23 protein-coding genes are annotated in these 25,794 nt (G+C 66.0%); 13 read left to right on the top strand and 10 right to left on the bottom strand.

The annotated features are described in order from the left end of the window. Window positions 1–83: 83 nt before the first annotated feature. The 4 genes from trpS to ADADO0_RS09905 form a co-directional block, all read right to left on the bottom strand. Entirely contained in the window at window positions 84–1,124 is a 1,041-nt protein-coding gene (gene trpS, locus ADADO0_RS09920; RefSeq protein WP_511304967.1) for a tryptophan--tRNA ligase, read from the bottom strand. Between the two features lie 149 nt (window positions 1,125–1,273). Further along, window positions 1,274–2,137 (bottom strand): alpha/beta fold hydrolase, encoded by an 864-nt coding sequence (locus ADADO0_RS09915; protein WP_511304966.1) that lies wholly within the window; start codon window positions 2,135–2,137, stop codon window positions 1,274–1,276. Between the two features lie 37 nt (window positions 2,138–2,174). Next, complete coding sequence (murJ, locus tag ADADO0_RS09910) at window positions 2,175–3,704, bottom strand: murein biosynthesis integral membrane protein MurJ (protein ID WP_511304965.1); 1,530 nt, start codon at window positions 3,702–3,704, stop codon at window positions 2,175–2,177. A 106-nt stretch (window positions 3,705–3,810) separates the two neighbouring features. Continuing rightward, window positions 3,811–4,575, bottom strand: a complete 765-nt coding sequence (locus ADADO0_RS09905; protein WP_511304964.1) for a GntR family transcriptional regulator — start codon at window positions 4,573–4,575, stop codon at window positions 3,811–3,813. A gap of 512 nt (window positions 4,576–5,087) precedes the next feature. On the opposite strand from ADADO0_RS09905, the gene ADADO0_RS09900 reads away from it, so the two are divergent. The 4 genes from ADADO0_RS09900 (at window position 5,088) to ADADO0_RS09885 (ending at window position 8,818) form a co-directional block, all read left to right on the top strand. Beyond that, entirely contained in the window at window positions 5,088–5,771 is a 684-nt protein-coding gene (locus ADADO0_RS09900; protein ID WP_511304963.1) for an HpcH/HpaI aldolase family protein, read from the top strand. 35 nt (window positions 5,772–5,806) lie between these two features. Next, window positions 5,807–6,697, top strand: a complete 891-nt coding sequence (locus ADADO0_RS09895) for a polysaccharide deacetylase family protein (RefSeq protein WP_511304962.1) — start codon at window positions 5,807–5,809, stop codon at window positions 6,695–6,697. Continuing rightward, complete coding sequence (locus tag ADADO0_RS09890) at window positions 6,694–7,407, top strand: fumarylacetoacetate hydrolase family protein (protein ID WP_511304961.1); 714 nt, start codon at window positions 6,694–6,696, stop codon at window positions 7,405–7,407. The genes ADADO0_RS09895 and ADADO0_RS09890 overlap by 4 nt, the downstream gene beginning before the upstream one ends. Window positions 7,408–7,561: 154 nt before the next feature. Then, window positions 7,562–8,818, top strand: a complete 1,257-nt coding sequence (locus ADADO0_RS09885; protein ID WP_511304960.1) for a D-amino acid dehydrogenase — start codon at window positions 7,562–7,564, stop codon at window positions 8,816–8,818. Between the two features lie 74 nt (window positions 8,819–8,892). Here the strand turns inward: ADADO0_RS09885 and ADADO0_RS09880 are convergent, their stop codons facing one another. The 3 genes from ADADO0_RS09880 to ADADO0_RS09870 all read right to left on the bottom strand — a co-directional run bounded on the left by ADADO0_RS09880 (window position 8,893) and on the right by ADADO0_RS09870 (window position 12,523). Beyond that, complete coding sequence (locus tag ADADO0_RS09880) at window positions 8,893–10,428, bottom strand: ABC transporter substrate-binding protein/permease (protein ID WP_511304959.1); 1,536 nt, start codon at window positions 10,426–10,428, stop codon at window positions 8,893–8,895. Window positions 10,429–10,464: 36 nt separating this feature from the next. Next, window positions 10,465–11,217 carry an amino acid ABC transporter ATP-binding protein gene (locus tag ADADO0_RS09875; RefSeq protein ID WP_511304958.1) on the bottom strand — a complete coding sequence of 251 codons (753 nt, stop codon included), beginning with the start codon at window positions 11,215–11,217 and terminating at the stop codon, window positions 10,465–10,467. Window positions 11,218–11,350: 133 nt separating this feature from the next. Beyond that, a complete protein-coding gene (locus ADADO0_RS09870; RefSeq protein WP_511304957.1) occupies window positions 11,351–12,523 on the bottom strand; it encodes an MFS transporter in 1,173 nt (390 codons plus the stop codon). Between the two features lie 116 nt (window positions 12,524–12,639). Between ADADO0_RS09870 and ADADO0_RS09865 the strand changes: the two genes are divergently transcribed. Both ADADO0_RS09865 and ADADO0_RS09860 read left to right on the top strand, forming a co-directional pair. Beyond that, window positions 12,640–13,599 (top strand): LysR family transcriptional regulator, encoded by a 960-nt coding sequence (locus ADADO0_RS09865; protein ID WP_511304956.1) that lies wholly within the window; start codon window positions 12,640–12,642, stop codon window positions 13,597–13,599. Between the two features lie 234 nt (window positions 13,600–13,833). Next, window positions 13,834–14,826, top strand: a complete 993-nt coding sequence (locus ADADO0_RS09860) for a Bug family tripartite tricarboxylate transporter substrate binding protein (RefSeq protein WP_511304955.1) — start codon at window positions 13,834–13,836, stop codon at window positions 14,824–14,826. A 192-nt stretch (window positions 14,827–15,018) separates the two neighbouring features. Here the strand turns inward: ADADO0_RS09860 and ADADO0_RS09855 are convergent, their stop codons facing one another. Then, complete coding sequence (locus ADADO0_RS09855) at window positions 15,019–15,537, bottom strand: hypothetical protein (protein WP_511304954.1); 519 nt, start codon at window positions 15,535–15,537, stop codon at window positions 15,019–15,021. 217 nt (window positions 15,538–15,754) lie between these two features. Between ADADO0_RS09855 and ADADO0_RS09850 the strand changes: the two genes are divergently transcribed. Together ADADO0_RS09850 and ADADO0_RS09845 are read left to right on the top strand one after the other, a co-directional pair. Beyond that, window positions 15,755–17,206 (top strand): MFS transporter, encoded by a 1,452-nt coding sequence (locus tag ADADO0_RS09850; RefSeq protein WP_511304953.1) that lies wholly within the window; start codon window positions 15,755–15,757, stop codon window positions 17,204–17,206. Between the two features lie 271 nt (window positions 17,207–17,477). Further along, the gene (locus tag ADADO0_RS09845) at window positions 17,478–17,696 is read left to right on the top strand and encodes a hypothetical protein (RefSeq protein ID WP_511304952.1); all 219 of its coding nucleotides are present in this window, start codon (window positions 17,478–17,480) and stop codon (window positions 17,694–17,696) included. Between the two features lie 17 nt (window positions 17,697–17,713). On the opposite strand, the gene ADADO0_RS09840 is transcribed toward ADADO0_RS09845, so the two are convergent. Next, on the bottom strand, window positions 17,714–19,063 hold the full coding sequence (locus tag ADADO0_RS09840) for a glutamine synthetase family protein (protein ID WP_511304951.1): 1,350 nt from the start codon (window positions 19,061–19,063) through the stop codon (window positions 17,714–17,716). A 261-nt stretch (window positions 19,064–19,324) separates the two neighbouring features. Here ADADO0_RS09840 and ADADO0_RS09835 point away from each other — a divergent pair, with 261 nt between their 5' ends. The 3 genes from ADADO0_RS09835 to ADADO0_RS09825 are packed head-to-tail and all read left to right on the top strand — an operon-like array spanning window position 19,325 to window position 22,409. Beyond that, window positions 19,325–20,821 (top strand): sensor histidine kinase, encoded by a 1,497-nt coding sequence (locus ADADO0_RS09835; RefSeq protein WP_511304950.1) that lies wholly within the window; start codon window positions 19,325–19,327, stop codon window positions 20,819–20,821. 5 nt (window positions 20,822–20,826) lie between these two features. Then, the gene (locus ADADO0_RS09830) at window positions 20,827–21,264 is read left to right on the top strand and encodes a response regulator (RefSeq protein ID WP_511304949.1); all 438 of its coding nucleotides are present in this window, start codon (window positions 20,827–20,829) and stop codon (window positions 21,262–21,264) included. Next, window positions 21,264–22,409, top strand: a complete 1,146-nt coding sequence (locus tag ADADO0_RS09825) for a sensor histidine kinase (protein WP_511304948.1) — start codon at window positions 21,264–21,266, stop codon at window positions 22,407–22,409. Before ADADO0_RS09830 ends, ADADO0_RS09825 begins: the two co-directional genes overlap by 1 nt. Before the next feature lie 20 nt (window positions 22,410–22,429). Here the strand turns inward: ADADO0_RS09825 and ADADO0_RS09820 are convergent, their stop codons facing one another. Next, window positions 22,430–22,771 (bottom strand): rhodanese-like domain-containing protein, encoded by a 342-nt coding sequence (locus ADADO0_RS09820; RefSeq protein WP_511304947.1) that lies wholly within the window; start codon window positions 22,769–22,771, stop codon window positions 22,430–22,432. A gap of 690 nt (window positions 22,772–23,461) precedes the next feature. Between ADADO0_RS09820 and meaB the strand changes: the two genes are divergently transcribed. After that, window positions 23,462–24,400: a methylmalonyl Co-A mutase-associated GTPase MeaB gene (gene meaB / locus ADADO0_RS09815; protein WP_511304946.1), complete on the top strand. Its 939-nt coding sequence runs from the start codon at window positions 23,462–23,464 to the stop codon at window positions 24,398–24,400. Window positions 24,401–24,474: 74 nt separating this feature from the next. Continuing rightward, window positions 24,475–25,719 (top strand): cell wall hydrolase, encoded by a 1,245-nt coding sequence (locus tag ADADO0_RS09810; protein ID WP_511304945.1) that lies wholly within the window; start codon window positions 24,475–24,477, stop codon window positions 25,717–25,719. Window positions 25,720–25,794: the final 75 nt, after the last annotated feature.

The following is a 25,794-nucleotide window of genomic DNA, read 5'->3' as shown; positions in this document are numbered from 1 at the left end:
GCTCCCCGGCTGCCCCTCCCCACCGCTCCCCGCAAGCGGGAGAGGGTTGGGAGGGGCGAAGCGCAGCGCGGAGAGCCTGCAGACTACCGCCGGCGCACCATGCCGACGATGTCCTTCACGTCACCGATGGTCTTGTCGGCGATGGCACGGGCACGGTCGGCTCCGTCGAGCAGGATCGCGTCGATGGCGGAGACGTCACCCATCAGGCGCTTCATCTCGCCGCCGATCGGGCCGAGCTTTTCCACGGCGAGGTCGACCAGCGCCATCTTGAAGGTCGAGAATTGCCCGCCGCCGTACTGGTCCAGCACGCTCTGCTTGGACGCATCCACCAGCGCGGCGTAGATGCCCACCAGATTGTCCGCCTCCGGCCGCGCCTTGAGCCCAGCCTCCTCCGAGGGCAGCGCGTCGGGATCGGTCTTCGCCCGGCGCACCTTGCCGGCGATGGCGTCGGCATCGTCGGTGAGATTAATGCGGGAGAAATCCGAGGCGTCGGACTTGGACATCTTCTTGGCGCCGTCGCGCAGGCTCATCACCCGCGTCGCCGGGCCGGCGATCAGCGGCTCGGTGAGCGGGAAATAGCTGTCCCCCAGTCCGTTCGCGGCGATCGAGGGCGCGAAGTCGGTGTTGAACTTCTGCGCGATGTCGCGGGTGAGTTCCAGATGCTGCTTCTGGTCCTCGCCCACCGGCACATGGGTGGCGCGATACAGCAGGATGTCGGCGGCCATCAGGTCAGGATAGGCGAACAGGCCCACGGAGACGTTCTCGCGGTCCTTGCCGGCCTTTTCCTTGAACTGCGTCATGCGGTTCAGCCAGCCCATGCGGGCGACGCAGTTGAAGATCCACGCGAGTTCCGCGTGGCCCGACACCTGGCTCTGGTTGAACACGATGTGGCGCTTGGGATCGATGCCGCAGGCAATGAACGCGGCCGTCACCTCGCGGGTGTGCCGCTTCAGCTCCTCGGGGTCCTGCCATACGGTGATGGCATGCAGATCCACGACGCAATAGATGCAGTCGTGGCTGTCCTGAAGCGCCACGAACCGCTTGATGGCACCGAGATAATTGCCGAGGTGCAGGTTGCCCGTGGGCTGAACACCGGAAAAGACGCGTTCCGCGACCGCCGCCATGGCGACCTCCTCAAAGGCAGCCGGGTTGGATGCGGCCGCCGGTATCTGTGACATGGGCCGGACGACCCGAGGGCCGCCTCATGCCATGCGCGATGCAGTGCGGCAAGGGGCGCCCCATCTGGCTGCCACAACTGGGAGGAACGGAACGCCTAGCGGGCGCGATCGGCGCGATCGAAGAAGTCACCGATAACCTTATGAGAGCGCATGTCCCAAAGCAGCGGCGCGTGGCCCTGGTCGTCGATGGTGAACACGTCGAGGCCCCGTCGCCGCTCAGCCATGACTTCCACGGTGGTCGTGGACAAAACATCCGAAAGGGCGCCGTGGATCACCATCACCGGATGGCTGGCCATCGCATCGAAACCGGGCCAGAATTCCGGCAGCGGCTTGGTGGGATCGAAGCTCTTGAACGCGTCCGCCATGGCCGGGTCATAGGCGAGGCGCGGAACGCCGGCATCGTCGCGGTAGATCTGGCGGGCGTACCGCTCCCAGTCGGCGGCCTTGAGATTGGGAAACAAGAAGCCCTGATTGGCGATGAGTTCCGCCGTCAGCCCCTCCCAACTGGGCGCCGGAGCCTGGCCGACATAACCGGAGATGCGGGCGATCCCGGCGGTTTCCACCACCGGGCCGATATCGTTGAGCACGCAGCCGGCCATGAGGTCCGGCTGGGTCAAGGCAAGCTGCATCATCACCAGCCCGCCGCGCGACGTGCCGATGAACAGCGCCCGCGAGATGCCGAGCGAGGTGAGGCCGGCGATGGTGTCCTGCGCCTCCTGCACGATGTTGTAGCTGGCGAAAGAGGCATAAGCCGACCCGCCGCGCCCGCGAAAATCGAAGGCGAGAACCTGCCGGCCGCGCGCCGCGAGCGCCACGCCCAGCGCCTCGAAATCGGTGGAGGAGCGGGTCAGGCCGGGCAGGCAGACCACCGGCAGGCCCGGGCCGGGCTCACCCCATGCGCGACCGAACAGCGCCCGCGCATCGGCGCTGGGATAAGCGAAAAAGCGGCAAGGGCTCATCGACGGCCTCCCATTATGATTGCGTTTATCGCCCGCCCTATTCGGGCCGGCTTGCACGCCGCAGCGCGAGCCACGCGACACCATAGGTCGCCATGCCCGCCGCCACCAGAACCCCGAGGCGCACCGCAACGAGAACGCCCCCCGCCGGGGCCGGGGCCGGCCAGGCGAGGCCAAGGCCCGCCACCACCGCCGCCATGAGAAAGCTGGCGCCCAGCAGGCCCAGCATCTGCCACCATTCCCCCGCACCCAGCATGAGGTGGCCGCGATGGTGCAGCACAAACGCCATCCGCAAGGAGGAGGCGCCGGACGAAATCGCCAGGCCGAAGGCGGCGGCGGCCGGGCCGAACGCGAAGCCTAGGCCAGCCGCCAGGGCCAGGGTGGCAACGAGCGAGGCGAGGCCCACGCGCTCCACCTGCCGGGTCAGGCCATGGCTCACGGCGGTGGCGCTCAACACCTTTTCCAGGCCCTGCGCCGGCAGGGCGAAGGCCAGGGCGGCAAGCAGCGTTGCCGTGACCTGCGCCTCCTCCCCCGTGAAAGAGCCGCGCTGGTAGAGCACGGTGACAATGGGATGGGCGAGCACGATCAGACCCGCCGCCGCCGGCAGGGCGAAGGCCAGCGCGGCGATCATGGCCCGCGTCGCCTCCAGCGCCGCCCCGCGCGCGCCGTTCGCTGCCGTGGTGAGAAGCGGCACCAGGATCGCCCCCGCGCTTGCCCCGACGAGGCCGAGCGGCAGGTCCACCAGGCGCTGAGCATAGGTGAGCGAGGAGACCGCGCCGGGGATGGCGGACACCACCGCCGCCACCAGCAGCAGGCGCATCTGCGGCAGGCCGGCGAACAGCAGGGCCGGGCCGGAGGCGCGCAGCACGGCGCGGGCAGAGGGCCAATCGAAGCCGGCACTTATGCTTAGCGCGGCGGGCGCACCGCGCGCGGCGATCATCATCAGCCCCAGTTGCGCCAAACCCGCCAGCACGGCGCAGGCGGCCATCACCATGGCGGCCGTCGGGGTCGCCACCAGCCCTTCCAACAGCAGCGCTGCGATGGCGAACAGCACCACCGCATTTCCCAGCAGGGGCGCCAGGGCCGGCAGAAACACGCGGTGCGCGGCATTGGCGATGCCGCCCAGCACCGCCGCCGCACCGGCGAGCGGCAGATAGAACAAGGCGATGCGCCCGCAGGCGGCGGCAAGATCAGCGCGCGGCCCGTCGATGCTGAAGCCGGGGGCCAGCACCAGGATCAGCAGCGGCATGGCAAGCGCACCGGCCACCGCCGCCGCCAGCAGGATCAGGCACAGCAGCACCAATGTCGCGTTGGCGCGGGCGGCGGCGGCGCGGTCATCGGGCGCGGAGGCCAGCGCCGGCAGCAGCGCAGCGTTGAACGCGCCCTCCGCCAGCAGGCGGCGGGCCAGCAGCGGCAGCGACAGCGAAGCCATCAGCGCGTCGGCCAGCGGCCCCGCCCCCAGCACCGCCGCAGTGCCGATATCGCGCGCGAAGCCGAACAGGCGCGAGCCGAGGGTGGCGGCGCTGACGGTTGACGTTCTGGCGATCAGCGAGCGTTTCGTGGCGGCCATGACGATCCCAGGGCGCGCGATCCCGGCACGGGGGCGGATCGCCCTGATAGAGCCCGGTCCCCAACGGGGCAAGGCTTCAGCGCATGCGGCGCGCCAGCCGTGGCGTTTACCGCGAGCGGCGCGCAGACTCTTGCGTTGACCGGGCTCGGCGCGGCATGGGGCGGCCGCTGAGGGCGCGCACCAGGCTGGTCTTCACGCTCGCCACATGCTCGCGCATCAGCACTTCGGCGCGATAGGCGTCGCAGGCGAGGATGGCGTCGTAGATGCGGTGGTGGTCGTCGTGCCGCCGCCGCACATCCATATGCTCGAACGACACCACATTGCGGTGGGAGGAATGCGGCACGCTGTGGCACAGCCGGATCATGTCACCCAGCATGCGGCAGCGCCCGGCACTGTGGATCGCCTCGTGGAAGGCGGTGTTGATGGCGCTGTAGGCGATGCGCTCCGCTTCGCCCAGTTCGGCGTGCGCCAGCAGATCATCGCCCTCCGCCAGCGCCCGCTCGATGGCCGCGCGCTCCGCCTCCGGCAGGTCGCGCTCGGCGGCGAAGCGGGCCGCCAGCGCCTCCATCATGGCGCGGATTTCATAGGCATCGACGATCTCGGCGGTGGAAAAGCGGCGCACCGCATAGCCCCGGTTCGGGGCATATTCCAGCAGGCCCTCGCTGGCCAGCGACTGAAGCGCCGAGCGCACCGGCGTGCGCGACACCCCGAGCAATTCGGAAAGCCGAACTTCGTGCAGCCGGCTGCCGGCCTCGAACTCGCCCCCCAATACGGCGGTGCGGATGCGCTCCGTAACGGACAGCGAACGCGTGGCCGCACGCGGCTCTGCGTCCTCGTCGACGTCCACATTGGGGAGGGCGGCGTCCGTCATGGCCGGCGTGTGTCCATTTCCGCTCCACACGCAAACATCGCGGCGAAGCGATTTGAAGCATACAATCATGCCATCGCGATGCACCCGTCAAGCAGGATTGGAACCGCCATTTTCCATACAGCTTATGACCTGGCGGCGCCCAACAGGCCCAAAAATATGGCACACACAGCATATTAAACGAGCCCATTTTGTATACATTATGACTTGACCTAGCTCTGATTGTACTCAAAATTCACGTCCTCTCGGTGCGACCTGGACGAAAGCGAATGGCTGAACACCCGCAAGCCGCTCTCCCGACGAAACGCGACTGCCCGACCAGATGGGGCTCGCATTCGCTTCGGTTTGTGGTTCGGCTTGCGCTGGCGGGCGGCATCAACCAGCCTGTGGGCCTCACGGCCCCATCGATGCTGCCGGTCTGAGGTGATGCCTGTGCCCCCGCCATCGGGCGTCCCCTCACGACGGCCCGAACCAGCAAGACGGGGCGACACCAGCGGGTGCGAGGAACGCACGGCATGAACCGTCGCGCCAAGACCGCCATCGAGGCGGGAAAGCCTGTCATCGCCGTCAATCCGGGCGGCTTCGCCCTGCCCGCCGTGGATGCCATCGCCGCCTGCGGCGCAGACTGCCTGTTCATCGATTGCGAGCGCACCGCGGTCAGCATCGAGAGCGTGCCGATGCTGGCCCGCGCCGCCCAGGCGCACGGCATGAGTGCCATCGTGCGCTCCTATTCCAAGGATGCCGCCACCCTCACCCGCTATTTCGACTGCGGCATCGACGGCCTGGTGCTGCCGAATGTGGAAGCTCCGGAGGAATGCGCCCGCCTGCGCGCCATCGCCCGCGCCGCCACCAAGGGGCGGGAGGGCACGCTGCTGCTGATCGCCCAGATCGAGAGCGTGGAAGGCCACAAGCGGCTCGATGAAATCGCCGGCGCGCCGGGCATCGATCTGATCCTGGTGGGGCCGAACGATCTCGCCCATTCCATGGGCTATCTCGGCGATCCCGCGCGCCCCGAAGTTGTCGCCGCCCTGGACGACATCACCAGCCGCCTCGCAGCCGCAAGCGTGCCCTATGGTCTCCCGGCCACGGCGGAAACCGCCGGCTATTGGACCAAGCGGGGCGCGCGCTTCTTCTACACCTCGCTGGAAAACCTGCTGCGCCCGAGCCTTCAGGCGCTGCGCGCCGCCGCCACGCCTTAAATCCTGTTTCCTCATCTGCATTGCGGAGAACAAGAATGACAATGGAACCTAAGGATCGCGCGCCGTATTCCGCGGTCGTGGACCGCCCGCCCCTGAAGCTGCCGGGGAATGCGCGCGTCGTGCTGTGGACCATCGTGAATTACGAGGTCTGGGACATCAACCGTCCCATGGCACGCCAGATCATCACCCCGCCCACCGGCCAGACCATGCTGCCAGATGTTCCGAACTGGAGCTGGCACGAATACGGCATGCGCGTCGGCGCGTGGCGCTTCTTCAAGCTCTACGAGAAGCTCGGTATCCGCCCCACCCTCTCGATCAACGCCCGCGTCTGCGAGGATTATGAACGCGTGGCGCGGCAGGCGGTGGACGCCGGCTGGGAATTCATGGGCCACGGCTATGACCAGATGCCCATGGCCAAGCACGAGAACCCGCGCGACATGATCTTCCGCTCCATGGACATCCTGGAGAAGTTCACCGGCAAGCGCCCGCGCGGCTGGCTTGGACCGGGCCTGACGCAGATGATGGACACGCCGGAAATCCTGGTGGAAGCGGGCGTGAAATATATCGGCGACTGGGTGTGGGACGACGAGCCAGCGACCATTCAGACCGCCAAGGGGCCGCTGGTGACGCTGCCTTATACGGTCGAGCACAACGACATTCCGATGATGGCGATCCACCACCACGAATCGGAATATTGGTTCACCCGCTTCAAGGACGCCATCGACCGGCTGCACGCCGAGGGCGAGGAACGCGCCAAGGTGCTGGCGGTGGCGATCCACCCCTACATCTCCGGCCAGCCGCACCGCATCAAATATCTCGAAGCCATCTACGACTACGCCGCCAGCCTCGGCGGAGTGCTGATGTGGAACGGCGACGATCTTTTGGACTGGTACACGGCCGAGAAGGCGAAAGGTTACCCGGTATGAGCGTTTCGTCTTCCTTCGTCATTCCTGTTCCCGAAACGGTCTCGCTGCCGGTTGTCGGCAGCGCGGCGCGCTTTCCGGTGCGGCGCGTCTATTGCGTCGGCCGCAACTATCTCGCCCATATCCGCGAGATGAAGGAGGCGGACGACGAGCGCGACCCGCCGTTCTTCTTCCAGAAGCCGCGCGATTCCATCGTCGAGGACGGGGCGAGCGTGCCCTATCCGCCTGACACCGAGGATTTCCAGTACGAGATCGAACTGGTGGTCGCCATCGGCACGGCGGCGCGGAACATCAGCGTCGCCGACGCCTTCGGCGCGATCTACGGCTACGGCATCGGCATCGACCTGACCCGCCGCGACCGCCAGCGCGAATGCGGCAACAAGAAGCTGCCGTGGGAACGCGGCAAGGGCTTCGACCGCTCCGCGCCGTGCGGCCCGATCTATCCCGCCGGCACCGGCGGCGACCCGATGGCCGGGCTCATCACACTTGCGGTGAACGGCGCCGAGACCCAACGCGGCGACCTGGCCCAGATGATCTGGAACGTGCCGGAGATCGTCGCGAACCTGTCGCTCTCCTATGATCTGGAACCGGGCGACATCATCATGACCGGCACCCCCGCCGGCGTCGGCCCCGTGGTGCCCGGCGACGTCATCGTCGGCGCCATCGACGGCTTTGGTACGCTGACGATCACGATCGGTGAGCGGGAGATCTGATATCTGCTAATGGTCCCACCCGGTATGCCGGGTGGGATGCGGCGCTGGATTTAAGACGCACACCTGCGGCTTCATGTACCTCCATTCCGGCGTTCCGCTTCAGTAGGCTCGCGCATGCCGTTCAGTCGGCGCGCGGCCAAATGCGGGGAAGCACATGAAGGTCGTCATTCTGGGCTCGGGGGTCATCGGCGTCACCCTTGCGTATTATCTCGCCGAGAGCGGCCACGAGGTGGAGGTGTTGGACCGGCAGAGCGGGCCGGCGCTGGAAACCAGCTTCGGCAATGCCGGCGAGGTTTCTCCCGGCTATTCCGCCCCCTGGGCCGGGCCCGGCATGCCCTTCAAGGCCATCAAATGGCTGACCATGGAGCATGCGCCGCTGGTGGTGCGCTGGACCCGCATGAACCCGGCCATGGCGATCTGGGGGCTCAAGCTGCTCCGCAATTGCACCTCCCATCGCTATGAGGTCAACAAGGGCCGCATGGTGCGCCTCGCCGAATATAGCCGCGACTGCCTGATGGCCCTGCGCCAGCGCACCGGCATCCATTACGACGAGCGCATGCAGGGCACGCTCCAGCTGTTCCGCACCCAGGCGCAGCTCGACCATATCCATGGCGACACCGAGGTGCTTGAGCGCTACGGCGTGCCCTATGAGGTGCTGGACACGATCGGCTGCATCGCGGTGGAGCCGGCGCTGGACCGGGTGCGGCACAAATTCGTCGGCGGCCTGCGCCTGCCCGGCGACGAAACCGGGGACTGCTTCAAGTTCACCAATGCGCTGGCGGACCTGGCGAAGGCGAACGGCGTCACTTTTTCGTTCGGCCGCACCATCACCGGCATCGAGCATGCGGCAGGCAAGATCACCGGCATCGCCACCGACAAGGGGCGGGTGACGGCGGACGCCTACGTGGCGGCGCTCGGCTCCTACTCCACGAAAATGCTGAAGCCGCTGGGCATCTCCGTGCCGGTCTATCCGGTGAAGGGCTATTCGCTCACCGTGCCCATCACCAATCCCGACGCAGCGCCGGAATCCACCATCATGGACGAGACCTTCAAGGTGGCGGTGACGCGCCTTGGCGACCGAATCCGGGTGGGCGGGACCGCGGAACTCGGCGGCTTCGACCTGACATTGCGCGAGGAGCGCCGCGCCACGCTCGAGCATGTGGTGGGCGACCTGTTCCCCGATGGCGGCAATGGCAAGGAGGGCAGCTTCTGGACCGGCCTTCGCCCCATGACGCCGGACGGCCCGCCGATCCTCGGGCACAGCCGCTATCCCAACCTCTACCTCTCCACCGGCCACGGCACGCTGGGCTGGACCATGGCCGCCGGCACCGGGCGCCTGATGGCGGACGTCATCTCCGGCCGGAAGCCGGAGATCGACACGGACGGCCTGACGCTCGCCCGCTATGGGTGAGGCGAGGCACGGTCCCTTCCAAGCCCTTCCCGCTCGCGGGGAGGGCTATCGCACTGGTTTCTGCTTGTGGTCCCTCACTTCGCCCCCGCCCCGCGCACCATGCCCCGGCTGACGTGCCTTTCCGCCCACTTCGCCAAACGCACGAACGGCAGGCCGAGCAGCAGATACATCCCGGCGACCAGCAGGCCGGTGCCGAAATAATCGTAATAGGTGGTGGAGATCTGCTCATAGGTCTTGGTCAGCTCCACCAGCGAGATCACGGAGACCAGGGATGAATCCTTGATCAGGGAGATGAAGTCGTTGGTGGTGGGCGGCAACACGATGCGCGCGGCCTGCGGGATCACCACATGGCGCAGCGACTGGCGCTCGGTCATGTTGAGGGCGATCGCCGCTTCCATCTGGTGGCGCGGAATGGCGAGCAGGCCGGCGCGGTAGTTCTCCGCCTCATAGGCGGCATAGTTCAGCCCCAGCGCCATGACGCCGGCGACGAACGGATCAAGCTGGAGGCCGACCTTCGGCAGACCGTAATAGATGAACAGCACCTGGATTAGCAGCGGCGTGCCGCGCACAACCTCGATGTAGATCTGTGCGAGCCGGTCCAGCGCCGTCCCGCCATAGACCCGGCAGAGCGCCAGGGTCGCGCCGAGGCCGACCGCGATGAACATGGCCAGGATGGAAATCTCCATGGTCATCACCGCCGCCCAGAGTAGCTGCGGCATGAAGCGCATGTAGCGGCCGATCTGCGCCTGCCAGCCCTGGGGCTGGGTGGCCTCGACGAAATGGTCGTAGGCCGTGGGCTGCGCCTGCATCGACCGGGTGTCGCCGGTGATCTGCGCCATCATCGGGGTCCAAAGCGCCCATTTATCGAGGATCTTGCGCATCTCCCCGTCCTGGATCATCTGCGACAGGCCGGAATTGAGCGAGGCGAGAAGCTGCGGGTTTCCGCCCTTCTTCACCGCGATGCCGTATTCGATGCGCCCCACCGGCGCGCCGGTGAATTGCAGTTCGCGGTCGGGCTGGGCGTAATAAACCGCGATGGGGAAATCCATCACGGTCGCATCGATGCGCTTGAGCTTGAGGTCGGTGTAGGCGTCGATTTCCTGCTCGTAGGAGCGCACGTCGATGCCGCCGTAATTGCGCAGCACATATTCCATCTGGCTGGACTTGAGCGTGCCGACGCTCTTGCCCTTCAGCGCCGCGATGTCGGGGATTTCCGGGTCGCCCCGGCGGATCACGATCTGCCCGTAGGTGGTGTAGTAGGGAATGGTGAAATCCGCAGCCGCCTGGTGCTCGGCGGTGATTTCCAGGCCGTTGATGACCGCATCGTACAGGCCGGCATTGAGGCCGGGGATGAGGTTGCTCCAGTCGTTCTGCACGAACGCGGTCTTGCGGCCGAGTTCGATGCCGATCTGGGTCATGATGTCCACCTCGAACCCGACGACGAGGTCCGGGTCCGCGGGGTCCTTGAAGGTGTAAGGCGCGCCGGAGGTGGCATCGCCGCCATAGCGCAGCGGCGGCCCGGAGAAGGGCGCAGTGCCCTGGGCGAACGCACTTCCTAGGGAGAAGCACACGGAAACAAACGTCAGCAGAGCAGCGAAGGCGAGGCGCATGGCGATCCCCGGATCAGGAAAGGACAGGACGAGATGTCAGGCGAAGCGGCGCAGGAACTGCCGGGTCCGGGGATCTTTGGGATTTTCAAAGATCTCGTCCTCGTCTGAGATCTCGATGATCTCGCCCTTCTCCATGTAGACGATGTAGTCGGAGGCATCGCGCGCGAAGCGCATTTCATGGGTGACGACGATCTGCGTCATCCCCTCCTCGTCCAATTCCTTCATCACGTCGAGAACCTCGTCCACCAAGCCGGGATCGAGGGCGGAGGTGGGCTCGTCGTAGAGCATCACCTTCGGGGACATGGCGAGCGCGCGGGCGATGGCGCCGCGCTGCTGCTGGCCGCCGGACATGTTGATGGGGTAGCGGTCCTTCTGCTCATGCAGCCCGACCTTGCGCAGCAGGCGGTCGGCGATCGCCTCGGCCTCTTCCTTCTTCGTCCCCTTGACCACCATGGGCGCCATCATGACGTTCTGGATCAGGGTCTTGTGAGGGAAGAGGTTATATTGCTGGAACACCATCCCGACATTGCGGCGCAGCCGGTGGGCGATTTCGCCGGGCAACGGGGGGGAGCCTTCCTTGCGTTCCATGCGGACGCCGCAGGCTTCCACCACCCCGGAATCGATGGTTTCCAGCCCGTTGAGGCAGCGCAGCAGCGTGGACTTGCCGCACCCCGACGGGCCGATAATCGACACCAGATCGCCCTCGGCGATCTCGAAGCTGACCCCCTTGAGGATCGGCGTCGTGTCGAACGATTTGCGCACGTTCTCCGCGCGGACGATCGGCTGCATGATTTTGTCCCCCCTTGCGGCTCTGAAGCCGCCCGGCATCACACGGCGTATCCACGCCGTATGACACTGAGGTGACAATCTCCCCGTACCTCTCTCTCAAGGCAAGGCCGCGTCTCTTTCACCCATCGGCGCGTCAGGCTGCGGGCATGCGGACCGGCGCGCGGGCCTCCAGGCGCACCGCGCCATAGGCAACCCCGATCGCGGCAAGCGGCACCAGCGCCGCGACCCAGGGGATGGCGGCCAAGCCCGGGCCGTGATCGATCACCGCGCCGCCCAGCCACGCGCCGATGGCATTGCCGAGATTGAAGGCGGCGATGTTGAAGCTGGAGGCGAGGCTCTGCCCGGCCCCGCTGGCCTTTTCCAGAACCCATATCTGCAGCGGCGCGACGGTGGCGAAGGCTGAGGCACCGAACAAGGCGATGCCGATGACGGCCGCGACCTGGCTGTGGATCGCGAAGCTCATGAGCCCCAGAACCACGGCGAGCAGCAGCAGCGTGCCGAACACGGTGGGCACGAGGCTTCGGTCCGCGAGGCGCCCGCCCACCAGATTGCCGATCACCAACCCGCCGCCGAACACCAGAAGGATCGGCGAGACAGCAGCTTCCGAGAAGCCGGTGATGCGGGTCAGGATCGGGGCGATATAGGTGAAGCCCGCGAACACGCCGACCCAGCTCAGCACCGTGGTCAGCAGGCCGAGCAGCAGCGCCGGGCGGGCAAGGACCGCGATGTCGGCGCGGAAATTGCTCGGCTCCTCCTTCGCGGTATCGCTCGGGACCAGCAGCGCGATCACCGCCACCGCGAGGATGCCGATGGCGGCCACGGCCCAGAAGGTGGCGCGCCAGCCGAACGCCTGCCCAAGCCACGTACCGAGGGGCACCCCGAGGATGTTCGCGACCGTCAGGCCGGTGAACATGATGGCGATGGCGCTCGCCTTGCGCTCCTTGGGCACAAGGCCGGTCGCCACCACCGAGCCGACGCCAAAGAAAGTGGCGTGGGCGAAGGCGGTGAGCACCCGCGCCGCCATCAGCGTCGCGTAGTCCGGCGCCAGGGCGCAGGCGAGATTGCCCAGCGTGAACACCACCATCAGCCCCACCAGCACCGCCTTGCGAGGCCAGCGGGCGGTGAGCACGGTGAGCAGCGGTGCACCCACCACGACACCCAGGGCATAGCCGGAGATCAGCAGGCCGGCGGCGGAAATGGAGACATGCAGGTCCGCGCTCATGTCGAGCAGCAGGCCCATGATGACGAATTCGGTGACACCGATGCCGAAGGCACCGGCGGTGAGGGCGTAAAGCGCGATAGGCATGGACGTCGTCCTGGGTCAGCACGGGACCGTTCGATCCCTTCGCGATGCTACATGGACGCGCCGTCGCCTCTGATCTAGCCTGATGGAATGCACATCATTTATGATTTGAATTCATAATGGCCCGCCTCGACGTCAATCGCTCCGGCGAGTTGGAGGTGTTCATCCGGGTGGTGGACCTCGGTGGCTTCTCCGCCGCCGCCCGCGCGCTGCGCATGAGCCCATCGGCGATCAGCAAGCTGATTTCACGGCTGGAGACGCGGCTGGGCGCGCGGCTGGTGCAGCGCTCGACCCGGCGGCTTCAACTGACGCCTGAGGGCCGCGCCTTCTACGAGCGCGGCATGGGCATCCTGGCGGAACTCGATGCCGCCGAGCGCGCGGCATCCGCCAGCGAACTGGCCGCCGGGCACCTGAAGGTGAGCGCCCACATGCCGTTCGGCATCGGCTTCCTGCTGCCCGCCTTGCCGGCGTTTCTCGCCGCCCATCCGCGCGTGACGGTGGAGGCGGTGCTTACGGACAAGGTGGTGGATCTGCTGGAGGAGCGCACCGACGTCGCGGTTCGCTCGGGGCCGCTGAAAAGCTCCCGCCTCGTGGCCCGCAAGCTGGGGGAGACCCGCATGGTGATCGTCGGCGCCCCCGGCTACCTGGAGCGCGCGGGCATCCCGCAAGTGCCGGAGGATCTCGCCCGGCACAATCGCCTCACCTTCTGCTACGCCCGTGAGAATGACGGCTGGCCGCTGCGCACAACGGCGGGCGAGGTGCGCCACATGCCTGCCGGAAACGTCCAGGTCAGCGATGGCGAAGCCTTGCGGCATCTCGCCGTCGAAGGCATGGGCCTGGCGCGTTTCGGGGTCTTTCAGGTGGCGGACGATATTGCGGCGGGGCGGCTGGTTCCGGTTCTGGAAGCGTTCAATCCCGGCGATACCGATCCGCTTCATGCGGTCTATATGGGCCAGGGCGGCCCGCTTCCCGCACGGGTGCGCGCCTTCCTCGATCATTTGGCCGCCGATGTCGCGCCCCGCTTCAGCGCGCTGGGCCTCGCCGACCCTGAGACGCTAGCGCGCCAAGCGCCGCGCTAAGGTGCGAATTGCACTTGGGAAAGCAAAACATCAGGCGCAACATTACGTAACGTAATAAAACTTCTGACGTTGCCCAGCATATCTGGTGCGCATCGTGGCGCGGAAATCATTATTACGGGTCGGACCGCCCTACTCCTACACTGATGCGATGAGACTTCGGCGCGCCGGCACGGTGTGACCGGAGCGGGACGACTGTGGCCATCAGAGCCCAGCGTTCATTTGGGAGGACACGCCATGTTCATTCGCGACACTTTCATTCGCGCCGCATTCTTTCGCACCGTCAGCGCCCTGGTCGCGGGCCTTGCGCTTTTCGCTGCCGTACACGCCGCCCGCGCGGAGCAGCCGGTCTCCATCGTCGTCGGCTACACCGCCGGCGGCACCACCGACACCATCGCCCGCGTCATCGCCCAGCGGCTCCAAGAGAAGCTGGGCAAGACGGTGATCGTGGAGGACAAGCCCGGCGCCGCCGCGCAGATCGCCTCGCGCTATGTCGCCAAGTCGGCCCCGGACGGTTACACGATCCAGATCGCCACCCAGACCTCCCACGCCGCCGGCCAGCGGCTCTATGCCAACCCCGGCTATGATCCGCTGAAGGACTTTACGCCGATCACGCTGGTCGCCTACACGCCGCTGGTTCTGGTGGCGAACAAGCAGTTCGCGCCCAATTCGGTCGCGGAACTGGTCGCCTACATCAAGGCCCATCCCGGCGCGGTGAACTATGCCACCGGCGGGCGGGGCGATGGCGCCGACATCGCCGGCGTGTTCTTCAACAAGACGGCGGAGGTGAACGCCCAGGCCGTGCCCTATCAGGGCGACGGCGCCGCCATGCCGGCGCTGCTGGGCAATCACGTCTCCTACATGTTCGTGAGCGCGCCCACCGCCATGTCCGGCATCGAGACCGGCCTGATTAAGCCGTTGGCCGTGACCGGAACCTCGCGTATCGCGGCGCTGCCCAACACGCCGACCATGCAGGAAGCCGGGATCAAGGATTTCGACGTGGAACTCTGGTGGGGAATGTTCGGCCCCGCCGGCATGGCACCGGATCTGGTGGTTTCAATCAACAAGGCGGTGAACGCTGTACTCCAGGAGCCCGAGACCCTGAAGAAGCTCAATGACCTCGGCTACGTGGTGAAGGGCACCACGGCGCCGGAATTCGCAGACTATGTGAAGTCCGAGAACGTGAAATGGGCCGAAGTCCTGAAAAACCAGGGCATCGCTACGAAGTGATGGAAAGCTCCAGGATGCGGCTTCGCAGCTGGAGCCTTCCACCTCAATGTATCCCATACAAACTGCGCACATCCCGCCGGCATCACATGAGGTGCCAGACGGGGAGCGATTTCCCCGGCGGCGAGATCACCCCTCCCTCGGGTGAGGCGGCGGGGCGAACCCAGCAAAAAGCCCTGTCCTCCCGCCTAAACGCTAGTCTGCGGAACGCGCGCGAGCGGGAGAGATGGCGCCCGCGTTTACGTGAAGCCGCAGCGCCGGGCGACGGCGGGCGGCGATCCAGGCGCCGTCGGCGTCGATGAAGCCGGGACCCGAGGTGAAGCCGGCGGTCGCCAGACGGCGGCGTACGCTCTCGAGGCTGTCTTTCGCGGAACGCGTGATGCGCACGATCAGCCATCCGCCGACCCGCAGGACGCCGCACGCCGCCTCGATCGACCTTGCAAGCCGCTCGCCGTCTCCCTGCACGATTACCGCGTCCGCCGCGCCGCCCGCCGGGCGGCTGAGACGGTCCGCCGCCACATCCACATGCACGAAGCCGGCGCGCCACAGTTCGAGCGCAGTCTCGAGGCCGCCCCGGCCGATCACGGCCACATGGGCCTGCACACCCAGCCGCGTCAGCGCCGCAATGGCGCGGACCGGGAGGCGGGCGTCCTGAACATCAGCGTGAGGCCGTACTTCCTGGCTGCGGGAGCCTAACCGGGACACTCGGGGCATTGCGCCCATCTCCTCTTCAGCGACGCGCACCAGCGCATCTCAGGCCGCAAGCATGCAGGCAAGGGCGATAAAGCCGCCATCGGAGAGCCGGCCCCGCGCCATAAGAAGCCCATAAGGACCACGCTGCGCGCAGAGGCACTATGCGCAGGCATGCTGCACGGCGCCTGCCTTTGGCCGCGAGCTATGCTAAGGAGCACATATCAAACGTGGACACCGAATGCCTGCCACCACCCTGCCCCGGCACGTCCTGATTCCGCTCATCGTCGCCTGTGCGCTGTTCATGGAGCAGGTGGATTCCACCGTCATCTCCACGTCCCTGCCGGCCATCGCCAAGTCGCTCAATGAAGATCCGGTTTCGCTGAAGCTGGCGCTGACCTCTTATCTGCTCAGCCTCGCGGTGTTCATTCCCGCCAGTGGGTGGGCGGCGGACCGCTATGGCGCGCGAACCGTGTTCCGCGCCGCCATCGTCATCTTCACCATGGGCTCGGTGCTTTGCGGGTTCTCCACCAGCCTCGCGGATTTCGTGCTCTACCGCGTGATCCAGGGCATGGGCGGGGCGATGATGGTGCCGGTGGGGCGGCTGGTCATCCTGCGCTCGGTGCCGAAGGCGGAACTGGTCTCGGCGCTCGCCTGGTTGACCGTGCCGGCGCTGCTCGGGCCGGTGCTTGGCCCGCCCTTGGGTGGCTTCATCACCACCTACTTCGACTGGCGGTTCATCTTCTTCATCAACGTGCCCATCGGCATTCTCGGGGTCGCTCTCGCCACCCGCTTCATCGAGAATGTGCGGGAGGAAGACGTTCCACCGCTCGACCTCAAGGGCCTGATCCTCTCCGGCATCGGCCTGTCCGGCATCGTGTTCGGGCTCGCGGTGATGGGCGAGGAGATGGTGCCGTGGTGGATCGCGATCCTGGTCACTGCGATCGGCATCGCCACCTTCGGCCTCTACATTCTGCACGCCCGCCGCACCCCCCATGCGGTGCTAGACCTGGGGCTGCTGCGCTTGCCGACATTCCGCTGCGGCGTCATCGGCGCCTCGGTGTTCCGCATCGGCGTCGGCGCCATGCCGTTCCTTTTGCCGCTGATGTTGCAGGTGAGCTTCGGCCTGTCCCCGCTCGCCTCCGGCCTGCTGACGTTTGCGGCCTCGGCGGGGGCGATGATTATGAAGGCGACCGCCGCCCCGATCATCCGCCGGTTCGGCTTCAAGCGCGTGCTGGTCTACAACAGCCTGATCGCCTCGGCCTTCCTGGCGACGACGGCGTTTTTCACCCCCAGCATGCCGCATCTGGCAATCACCGCCATCCTGCTCGCGGGCGGCTTCTTCCGCTCTCTGGAATTCACCGCGCTCAACGCCATCGCCTATGCCGACGTAGACCAGCACGACATGAGCCGCGCCACATCCTTCGTCAGTGTGGCCCAGCAGATTTCCTTCTCGATGGGCGTGGCGGTGGCCGGCATGATCCTGGAGGCCATGCGGTTTACCCGGGGCGGGTCGCAGGAACTTATTCTGTCGGACTTCGTGCCGGCGTTCCTGATCGTCTCCTTCATCAGCGCCACATCGGTGTTCAGCTTCCTGATGTTGCCGAAGGACGCCGGGGCGGAGATGGCCGGCCGCAAGGCGAAGCGGGAAAACACCATGCCCGACCCGCGCGGCGAACTCCCCGACCACTGATCTCGCGAAACTCAGTGGCGCTTGGAGGTGTAATAATCGCCCCAGGCGAGCACGCCGGCGAACGAGAGGAAGGTCGCGACGATCGCGGCGCAGATGATCATTGTGGAAGCGGGCATGGCGGTTCTCCTGTCGCCAATAGCTTTGGCCCGCGCAGGCGCCGCGTCGTTGATCTGTCTCAATTCGCAGCCTGACGCAGCGATATCCCCTGGCGAAGCAACCTTTTGCCCCCCATGTTCATTGTATTGGGGGAAAGCAACAAAGGAGGAGCGCAATGAACGCTTCGCATACGCCAGAACTCACCCGGAAAGCGGCCAAGAGGCCGGCCACACCAGCCTCGGCCGAGCCGCTGATCCCGCCGATCCACAGCACGCCGAGCGGCGGCATGACCGGCGCGACCGGGACGCCCACCGGCATGTCCGGCGGCATTTCGAGCCGCGATCTTGAGAACACCCAGGGCGGTTCGGTGAAGATTTCGGGCGGCGTCGGCTGACGCCACCCAAACCGGTCTTACAGGTACGTCTCATATTCAAGCGGGAGGATGGTGCGCGAAAACGCGGCCAGCTCCTCCTGCTTCATCACACCATAGATGCGCCGATATTCCGCCCCGAACGCCCGCTCGATGAAGGGCGAGGCGCTGAAGCGCGCCACCGCGTCCGCCATGGACGGTGAGAGGCTCGGCGCGTCGTGATCATAAGCATTGCCGGTGAGCGGCTCGGGCGGCTCGATGCCGGCCTCGATGCCCTCCAACATGCCCGCCAGAATAGCAGCGAGCACGAGGTGCGGATGCGCTTCGGCGCCGGCAATGCGGTGTTCCAGGCGGGTCGCTTCGGGCGGGCCGTTGGGTACGCGCACCGCGACGGAGCGGTTGTCGTAGCCCCAGGTGATGCCGGTCGGGGCGTAGCTGCCGGGGACGATGCGGCGATAGCCGTTAAAGCTCGGTACAAACAGCAGGGTCGAATCCGCCATGGTCGAGAGCAGGCCGCCGGCGGCATGGCGCAGCAACCGCTCACCCACGCCGTTGCCTGCCGCGAACGCATTGGCGCCGGACTGATCTTTCAGGCTGACGTGCACATGCATGCCGTTGCCGGCGAAATTCAGCAGGGGCTTGGCCATGAAGGTTGCGCGCAGGCCGTGCCGCCGCGCCACGCCGTCGATCAGGCGGCGCAGGAGAATGGCATCGTCCGCCGCCCCCAGCGCGTCGTCCTTATGATAGAGATTGACCTCGAACTGGCCGGGCGCCGCTTCCGAAATCACCGTATCCGTCGGGAGCCCCTGGGTCGCCGCCGCCGTGCGCATGTCGTGCAGCAGGGGGGCGAATTCGTCGAGGTCAGACATGGAATACATGTTTTGCCGCGCCTGGCCCTCGGTGGAGAACACCGGCTGGGGCGGCAGGCCGGGCTCGCCCGGCTTCATCAAATAGAATTCCAGCTCGAACGCGGCGCAGGCGGTGTAGCCGCGTGCCGCCAGCCGATCCACCACGCGGGCCAGTTGCTGGCGCGGGTCGAGCATCCACGGGGCGCCGTCCGGCTTGTGCATGGTCATGAGGACCTGGGCGGAGGGGCGCGGCGACCAGGGCACGGGCTTCAGGGTTCCCGGGATCGGCCAGCACAGGCCGTCCTTGTCGCCAGTCTCGATGTGAATTCCGGTGTCCATCACCTCACAGCCCCAGATGTCGAGGCCGAAGATGGACAGGGGAATCGGCACGCCGCTTTTCCACACCTTGCTCATGGTGTGGCCGGGCAACCATTTTCCGCGCAGCACGCCGCTGGTGTCGGGCAAGAGCACTTCGACGATTTCCGGCATTCCGAAAGTCTTCAAGTAAGCGGCGGCTTCGTCGCCCCCATTGCTCTTATCCATGTCCTCAATGCGCCGACTGCGTTCCGATAGATGCATGATACTCCAACACGTCCAATTTCGAAGCCTATATCCAAGCGCGTCCCAGACTCAAGGACAAGCTGTAGCTATGCTTTTATTTTAACCGATTGGCTTGATTTCAGCGGAATGTTGTTTGATGCCTGCGGTTCAAGCTATTCTTACCCCTCGTCAAGCCGAGAGTCGGTCGGTTCGATCTCGCTCTTCTCCAAAAGCGTTTCCAGGCCCTCGGAGCTTATTCCCCGCATGGTGTTACGTGACTCGAAACAGACGTCGTTCCTCGCGCGTCTGAGCCAGCCCGCACTTCTGGGTGTCGGCTTCGCCATACTGATTGCCATCAGCGCTGCGTCCATCTGGCTGGTGAATCAGGCGCGCAGCGATGCCACCGAGGTTGCCCATACGCTGGAGGTGCAGAATTCGCTCGCGGAAATCCAGATTTTCATCCGGCGGTCGGAAAGCAGCCAGCGCGGCTTCCTGTTGGCTCGCAACCCCTCGTATCTCCAGCTTTTTGAGGACTCCAAGCGAGACCTCAACCCGGAAATCGCCGCCCTCACCAAGCTGACGGCGGACAATCCGCGCCAGGTGGCCGCGCTTGCCGACGCCATTCCTAAGATTAGCACTAAGATGGACGAATTGAACCAGACCGTCGACCTTGGCCGGCAGGCGCGCTGGGACGAGGCCCTGGAGATCGTCAAGACCAATCGCGGCGAGATCCTGATGCGCGACATCACAGCGACCCTCGACAAGATGAAGGCCGAGGAAGGCCGGTTGCTTGAGGCGCGCACCGTTTCGGCCAGCGAATCAGCACAATGGCTGCTGCTGGTGAACATTGTGGGCGTCATCGCCATCATCAGCGTCGCCTCCATTTCGGTTCATCTGTCGCAGCGCACCACCAAGGAACTGCGGGCCGCGCACCGTCAGGTCGCAAGCATCAACGAAGGGCTGGAAAAGCGGGTCGCGGAGCGCACGGCAGACCTTCAGGAGGCAAACCAGGAAATCCAGAGCTTCGCCTATATCGTCAGCCACGACCTGCGATCCCCACTGGTGAACATCATGGGCTTCACCAGTGAGCTTGAAGAGTTGCGCACCGATCTGTTCTTCCGCCTCCAGACGCTGCGGGACAAGGCCGGCGACACCAACACCGCGCAGGACGAAGCGCTGGGGAAGGATTTCGAGGAGGCCTTCGGCTTCATCAAGGCGTCGATCATCAAGATGGACCGCCTCATCAAGGCGATCCTCGATCTCTCCCGGCAAGGGGGAAAGGAATTCCGTCCGGTCTCCGTGGACGTGACCGATCTGGTGAAGAACATCGCCGCCACCGTCGCCCATCAATTGATGGAGCGCGACGCCACGATCGAAATCGCCCCCCTGCCCGCCATCGTCACCGACCGGCTTTCGCTGGAGCAGATTTTCACCAACCTCATCGACAATGCGGTGAAATATCTGCGCACCGACGTGCCCGGCCGGATCTCGGTCAACGCGATCGAAACCTCCGGCTACATCACGTTTTTGGTTTCCGACAACGGACGCGGTATAGATCCCAAAGACCGTGGCCGGGTGTTTGAACTGTTCCGCCGTTCCGGCCCGCAGGACCGGCCGGGAGAAGGCATCGGACTGGCCCATGTGCGCACCCTGGTGCGGCGGATGGGCGGGTCGGTATTGCTGGATTCCGAACTGGGTCGTGGGACCACTTTCAAGGTTACGTTGCCGCGAACCATCGCCATGCAGCGTCAAGAGGACTGAGACCTATGGTTGATCATGTCACAATCATCATGATCGAGGACGATGACGGGCATGCGCGCCTGATCGAGAAGAACATCCGCCGGGCGGGCGTTCTCAACGAGATCAAGCCGTTTTCGGACGGCACCAGCGCGCTCGCCTATCTGTTCGGCCCGGACGGCTCCGGCTCGGTGAGCGCCGGGCGCGCGATGCTGGTGCTGCTGGATCTCAACCTGCCAGACATGACCGGCGTGGATATCCTCAAGCGCATCAAGGAAAACGAGCACCTGAAGCGCTCCCCGGTCGTCGTGCTCACCACCACCGACGACAAGGTGGAAATCCAGCGCTGCTATGATCTCGGCGCGAATGTGTATGTGACGAAGCCGGTCAATTACGAGAATTTCGCCAATGCGATCCGCCAGTTGGGCCTGTTCTTCTCGGTCATCCAGGTGCCCGAGGCGAAATGATGCCATTGGTTTCGGGGCAAGTTGACGAGTCGCTGGGAGAGAATGCGACGGCGCTTTCCTCGCAGGACAGCGCCGTCGCCCCCACGGTCCGCGTGCTCTATATCGACGACGATCCCGGCCTGGGGCGCCTGGTCGGCCGCAAGCTTCTGCGCCTGGGTTACGAGGTCGAACTCGCCACCTCCGGGTCGCAGGGCCTCGCCCGTCTCGCCGCCGGCGATATCCATGTGGTGGCGCTGGACCATTTCATGCCGGGACAGGACGGCCTCGAGACCCTGGCCGCGATCCGCGCCCTGCCCGATCCCCCACCCGTGGTCTATGTCACCGGCACGCAGGAAAGCCGCATCGCCGTTGCCGCCCTCAAGGCCGGAGCGGTGGATTATGTGGTGAAGGAAATCGAGAACGATTTCATCGAACTGCTGCGATCCGCGCTGGATTCCGCGATCCTCACCGTGCGCATGCGCAAAGCGCATGAAGCGGCGGAGCAGGAAATCCGCGCCGCCCGCGACCGGTTCGAGGCGCTGGCGGCGGAACGCGCGCTGATGTTGCGCGAGATGAACCACCGGGTGGGCAATTCGCTCCAGATCATCGTCTCGATGCTGCATGTGCAGGCCGCCGCCGCCGCCAACCCGGACGTGCGGGAAGCCCTCGATGCCGCGCGGGGCCGCGTCTCGGCGGTCGCGCAGGTGCACCGGCGCCTTTATACCTCCGAGCAGATCACCAGCGTCGCGGTGGACCAGTATCTCACCGCCCTGGTGGACGATCTGCAGATTTCCGCCCGGCACGGCGAAGATGGGATCGCGCTCTCGGTGACGGCAGACCCTATCAACATCGACCCGGACCGTGCGGTGGCGGTGGGCGTCATCGTCACGGAACTGGTAATCAACGCCTCGAAATACGCTTATCCGCAGGGGGGCGGCCCGGTGCGGATTGCCCTGCTGAACGGCGATGACGCCATCCATCTCTCGGTTGAAGACGACGGCATCGGCCTGCCGGAAGACCTCGACGCCAACACCGGTGGCCTCGGCAACCGGATCGTGCGCGCCATGGCCGCCAAGCTAGGCGCGGACCTCACCTTCGCGCCGCGCCACCCGGGAACCCGGGTCAGCCTGTCGTTCCCCGCTGACGCGGGCGCGTCCGGCTACTGAGCGACCGCGCCGCTCGGCGTTCAGCCTTTGCTGGTGGCGAGCCCCGCCTGCTTCCAGCCGAGAATGCCGCCCTGCATATGCTCCTCGAAATCAAGCCCGGCCGCCTGCGCCATGGCGGCGGCCCGCTGTGAACGCTGACCCGAGCGGCAGGAAAACACCAGCCGCCGGCCCTCGGGATCAGGCAGGACCGCGGCATCGAATGTTGTCAGCGGAAACGGCAGCGCGCCAGGGATGCTTTCCGCGTTGGTCTCGTCGGTCTCCCGGACATCCACCAGCAGAATGCTGCCATCGTCCAGGCCGGCCTTCACCTCCTGGGGGGTGAGATGGGTGATTCGGCCGCCGAAGGGATTGGGTTCGCTCATCTTATTGGTCCTTGGAACGTCGTTCTTGGAAGATCTCGGGCGCGACGCCGCTTTGTGCCTATCCTCACCGGGGCGCGCGCGGGCGCAAGTGCGGTGTCGCGGATGCATTGGCGCACCCACAGGATCGGCGGCACGGAGCGAAGTTCGCGGTAACAATTTTGTTATATCACGCGACCGCGCACGCACCGGCTACGCTTGGACCTGACCAAGAAGGAGGCCGCGAGCTCACGCCGCAGGATCGCAAAATTACACTTTGAAATCAGATCTTTAGAGAAAGCGGCGCGCCGTCGATGGAATACAAACGATTGTTAGATCGTATACGATGAGACCCGAATACCTCCCATGAACTCGAACTAAGCAGCGCGCTCATCTGTTGTTCATGTTCCGGTTGGTATTGGGAAAACACCAAATAGAGCAGTGCTCGACCGTTGGTTGTCGGCATTGAGGGCCTTGCAAGCATGCTTTTGGACCACCGAATGGTGGTGCTGTTTCGCATATTGTGTGGCTTCTGAAGGACTATTGATCGGTTTCGTTCCCCCGCACGGTTCCGGTCAGTGGAAAGGCGTCGGCGCAAGTCGACGCCTTTTTCTATTCTGGCGGTGCCACGAGCCGCCAATTCTTTCGTCCTTCCTGCGGGCTGTGACCTTCCGCCGTTTCCCTCCCCCGCCGAAGCCCTTTAATCTTTGCCGTATGTCCAGCATGCGCCTGAGCATTCCCAGCCTCGACGACCTTCGCACCGGCGGCAAGCGGGTGATCGCGCAGGCGCTCGCAGCCACCGAGTCGCGGCGGGGCACCACCGAGATGGTCGCCCTTCTCGACGCTGCGACACGGGCCGGAAAGGCCCATGTGCTCGGGCTCACCGGGCCTCCGGGCGTCGGCAAATCCACCCTCACCAATGCGCTTGTGCGCCGCGCCCGCGCCGACGGCGAGACCATCGCCGTGCTGGCGGTCGATCCCTCCTCACGCCGCACCGGCGGCGCGCTGCTGGGGGATCGCGCGCGCATCCAGACCGACCCGGAAGACCGAGGCGTGTTCGTGCGCTCCATGGCGGCGCGCGATCGGCTGGGCGGCCTGTCCGACGATGCGGTTGCCGCCGTCGTCCTGCTGCGCGCGGTCTTCGACCGGGTGATCGTGGAGACCGTGGGGGTCGGCCAGTCCGAGGCGGACATCGACCTTGTGGCCGATACGGTGGTGCTGTGCATCCAGCCAGCGTCCGGCGACAGCCTTCAGTTCATGAAGGCCGGTGTGATGGAACTCCCCGACATCATCGTGGTGACGAAATCAGACATGGCAGATATCGCGCGCCGCGCCGCCGCCGATGTCAGCGGCGCCCTCTCGCTGGCCGGCGGGGTGGGCGCGTGGCGTGTGCCGGTGATCCGCCTTTCGGCCGCGAACGGCGAGGGCCTCGATGAATTTTCCGCCGCTCTCACCAGCCATTGCGCGCATCTCGCGGACGCCGGCCGCCGCGATGCGAGACGCGCCGAGCAGGAGGCGCGCTGGGTCGAGGAGGCCATCCGCATCCGCTTCGGGACTGAGGGACTGAAGCGCGCACGCGGCGTCAGCCTGCCGGAGGCAGGCCCCTTTACCCGCGAGGCGGCCCTCGCGGCACGGCTCGTGCCGCAGGTTTAACGCCCTCGTAAGCTTAATGAGCGAAAACCTTTGGCAGGGCGCGCCCCGTTGCGCGCCGTGTCGAGGGCGATGTCATGGCTGTTCATTCGGCCGGCCGGTGGTCGGCATGCCTGCTTGCCATATCCTTTCCCGCGCTCTGGATGATGCCGGGCGCCGCGCTCGGGCAGTCGCTGCCCTCGGACGCCTTCCTGTCGCGGGCGGCGGTGGAGCGCGCACAGCCTCCCTTGCTCGGCGCACCGGCACGCGCACTGCGGGTCGCCACCCTGGATTGGCCGCATGCCATCTTCGATGCCACCAGCGAGGTAAATGCGGACGACGCCTATGCCTTCCCCCCGCCCTTGGTGCTGAACAGCAATCCGCAGATGGCCTCCGCCGTGGCGGCGGAAGTGGGAGCGCAAGTCGGCGCGGCCGACGAGCCGCTGATTTTCGGCCCCCCGCCCGCCAGCGATTTCGCCTATGCCGAGCTTGCGCTCGACATCGTCATGAGCCTGCCCAACATGGACAATCTCGCGGGGGAAACGGCGGAAATGGAGCCGACCCTGTTCGGCCCGGACTTCGACGGGATGGAGAGCGCGGCCCTTGGCCCCGGACTGCTGCCGGAGCCGGACGCGTCCGAGCCCACCGAAGAAGACCTGCGCCGCCTCTCACGGCAGGACATGGACGGCGCCGGCCTGTTGACGCTCGATATCGACATCGCCCCGCTCTATCACGACCCGCGCGTGGTGTTCGGCGCGGACGAGCGGCGGTTTCCGGCGCTGGCGTTCGAGTACGCCGCGCTGCCCGCCCGCCTGACCCTCGTGCCGCTGCCCGCCTCGGCGCCGCTGCGCGAGCGCGACGCGTTGCTGGAGCCCATCGGCCCCTCCCCCGCCGCGCGCCTCGGCCTTGACGGTCCGCCGCGCGCACGGGCGGAAAAGTGCCTGGCGGAAGCGATCTATTTCGAGAGCCGGGGCGAGACCAAGCGCGGCCAGATCGCGGTGGCCCAGGTGGTCATCAACCGGGTGTTCTCCGGCTATTACCCCAACGATGTCTGCAAGACGGTCTACCAGAACTCAGAGCGCCGCAACGCCTGCCAGTTCACCTTCGCCTGCGACTATGTGAAGGACGTGATCCGCGAGCCGGACATGTGGGTGCAGGCAAAGCAGATCGCCGCCGACATGCTGGACGGAAAGCTCTGGCTGGAGGGTGTGGGCCGGGCGACCCACTACCACGCCTATTGGGTGCGACCGAGCTGGGTGCGCGAGATGCGCAAGCTCGACCGCATCGGCGTGCACACCTTCTATCGCCCCAAACGCTGGACGGCTGAGGACGCCAATCTCTAAAAACACCATCGCCGGGCCTGCCCGGCAATGGCATCGCAGCAAATAAGGCACGCTATAGCCCGTACCATTGCCGGG

Origin of the sequence: Aquabacter sp. (assembly GCF_965279295.1) — a bacterium.
GTDB lineage: Bacteria > Pseudomonadota > Alphaproteobacteria > Rhizobiales > Xanthobacteraceae > Aquabacter.
Note: the sequence above shows the minus strand (reverse complement) of the source record. Positions and strands in the feature narration are given on the sequence as shown.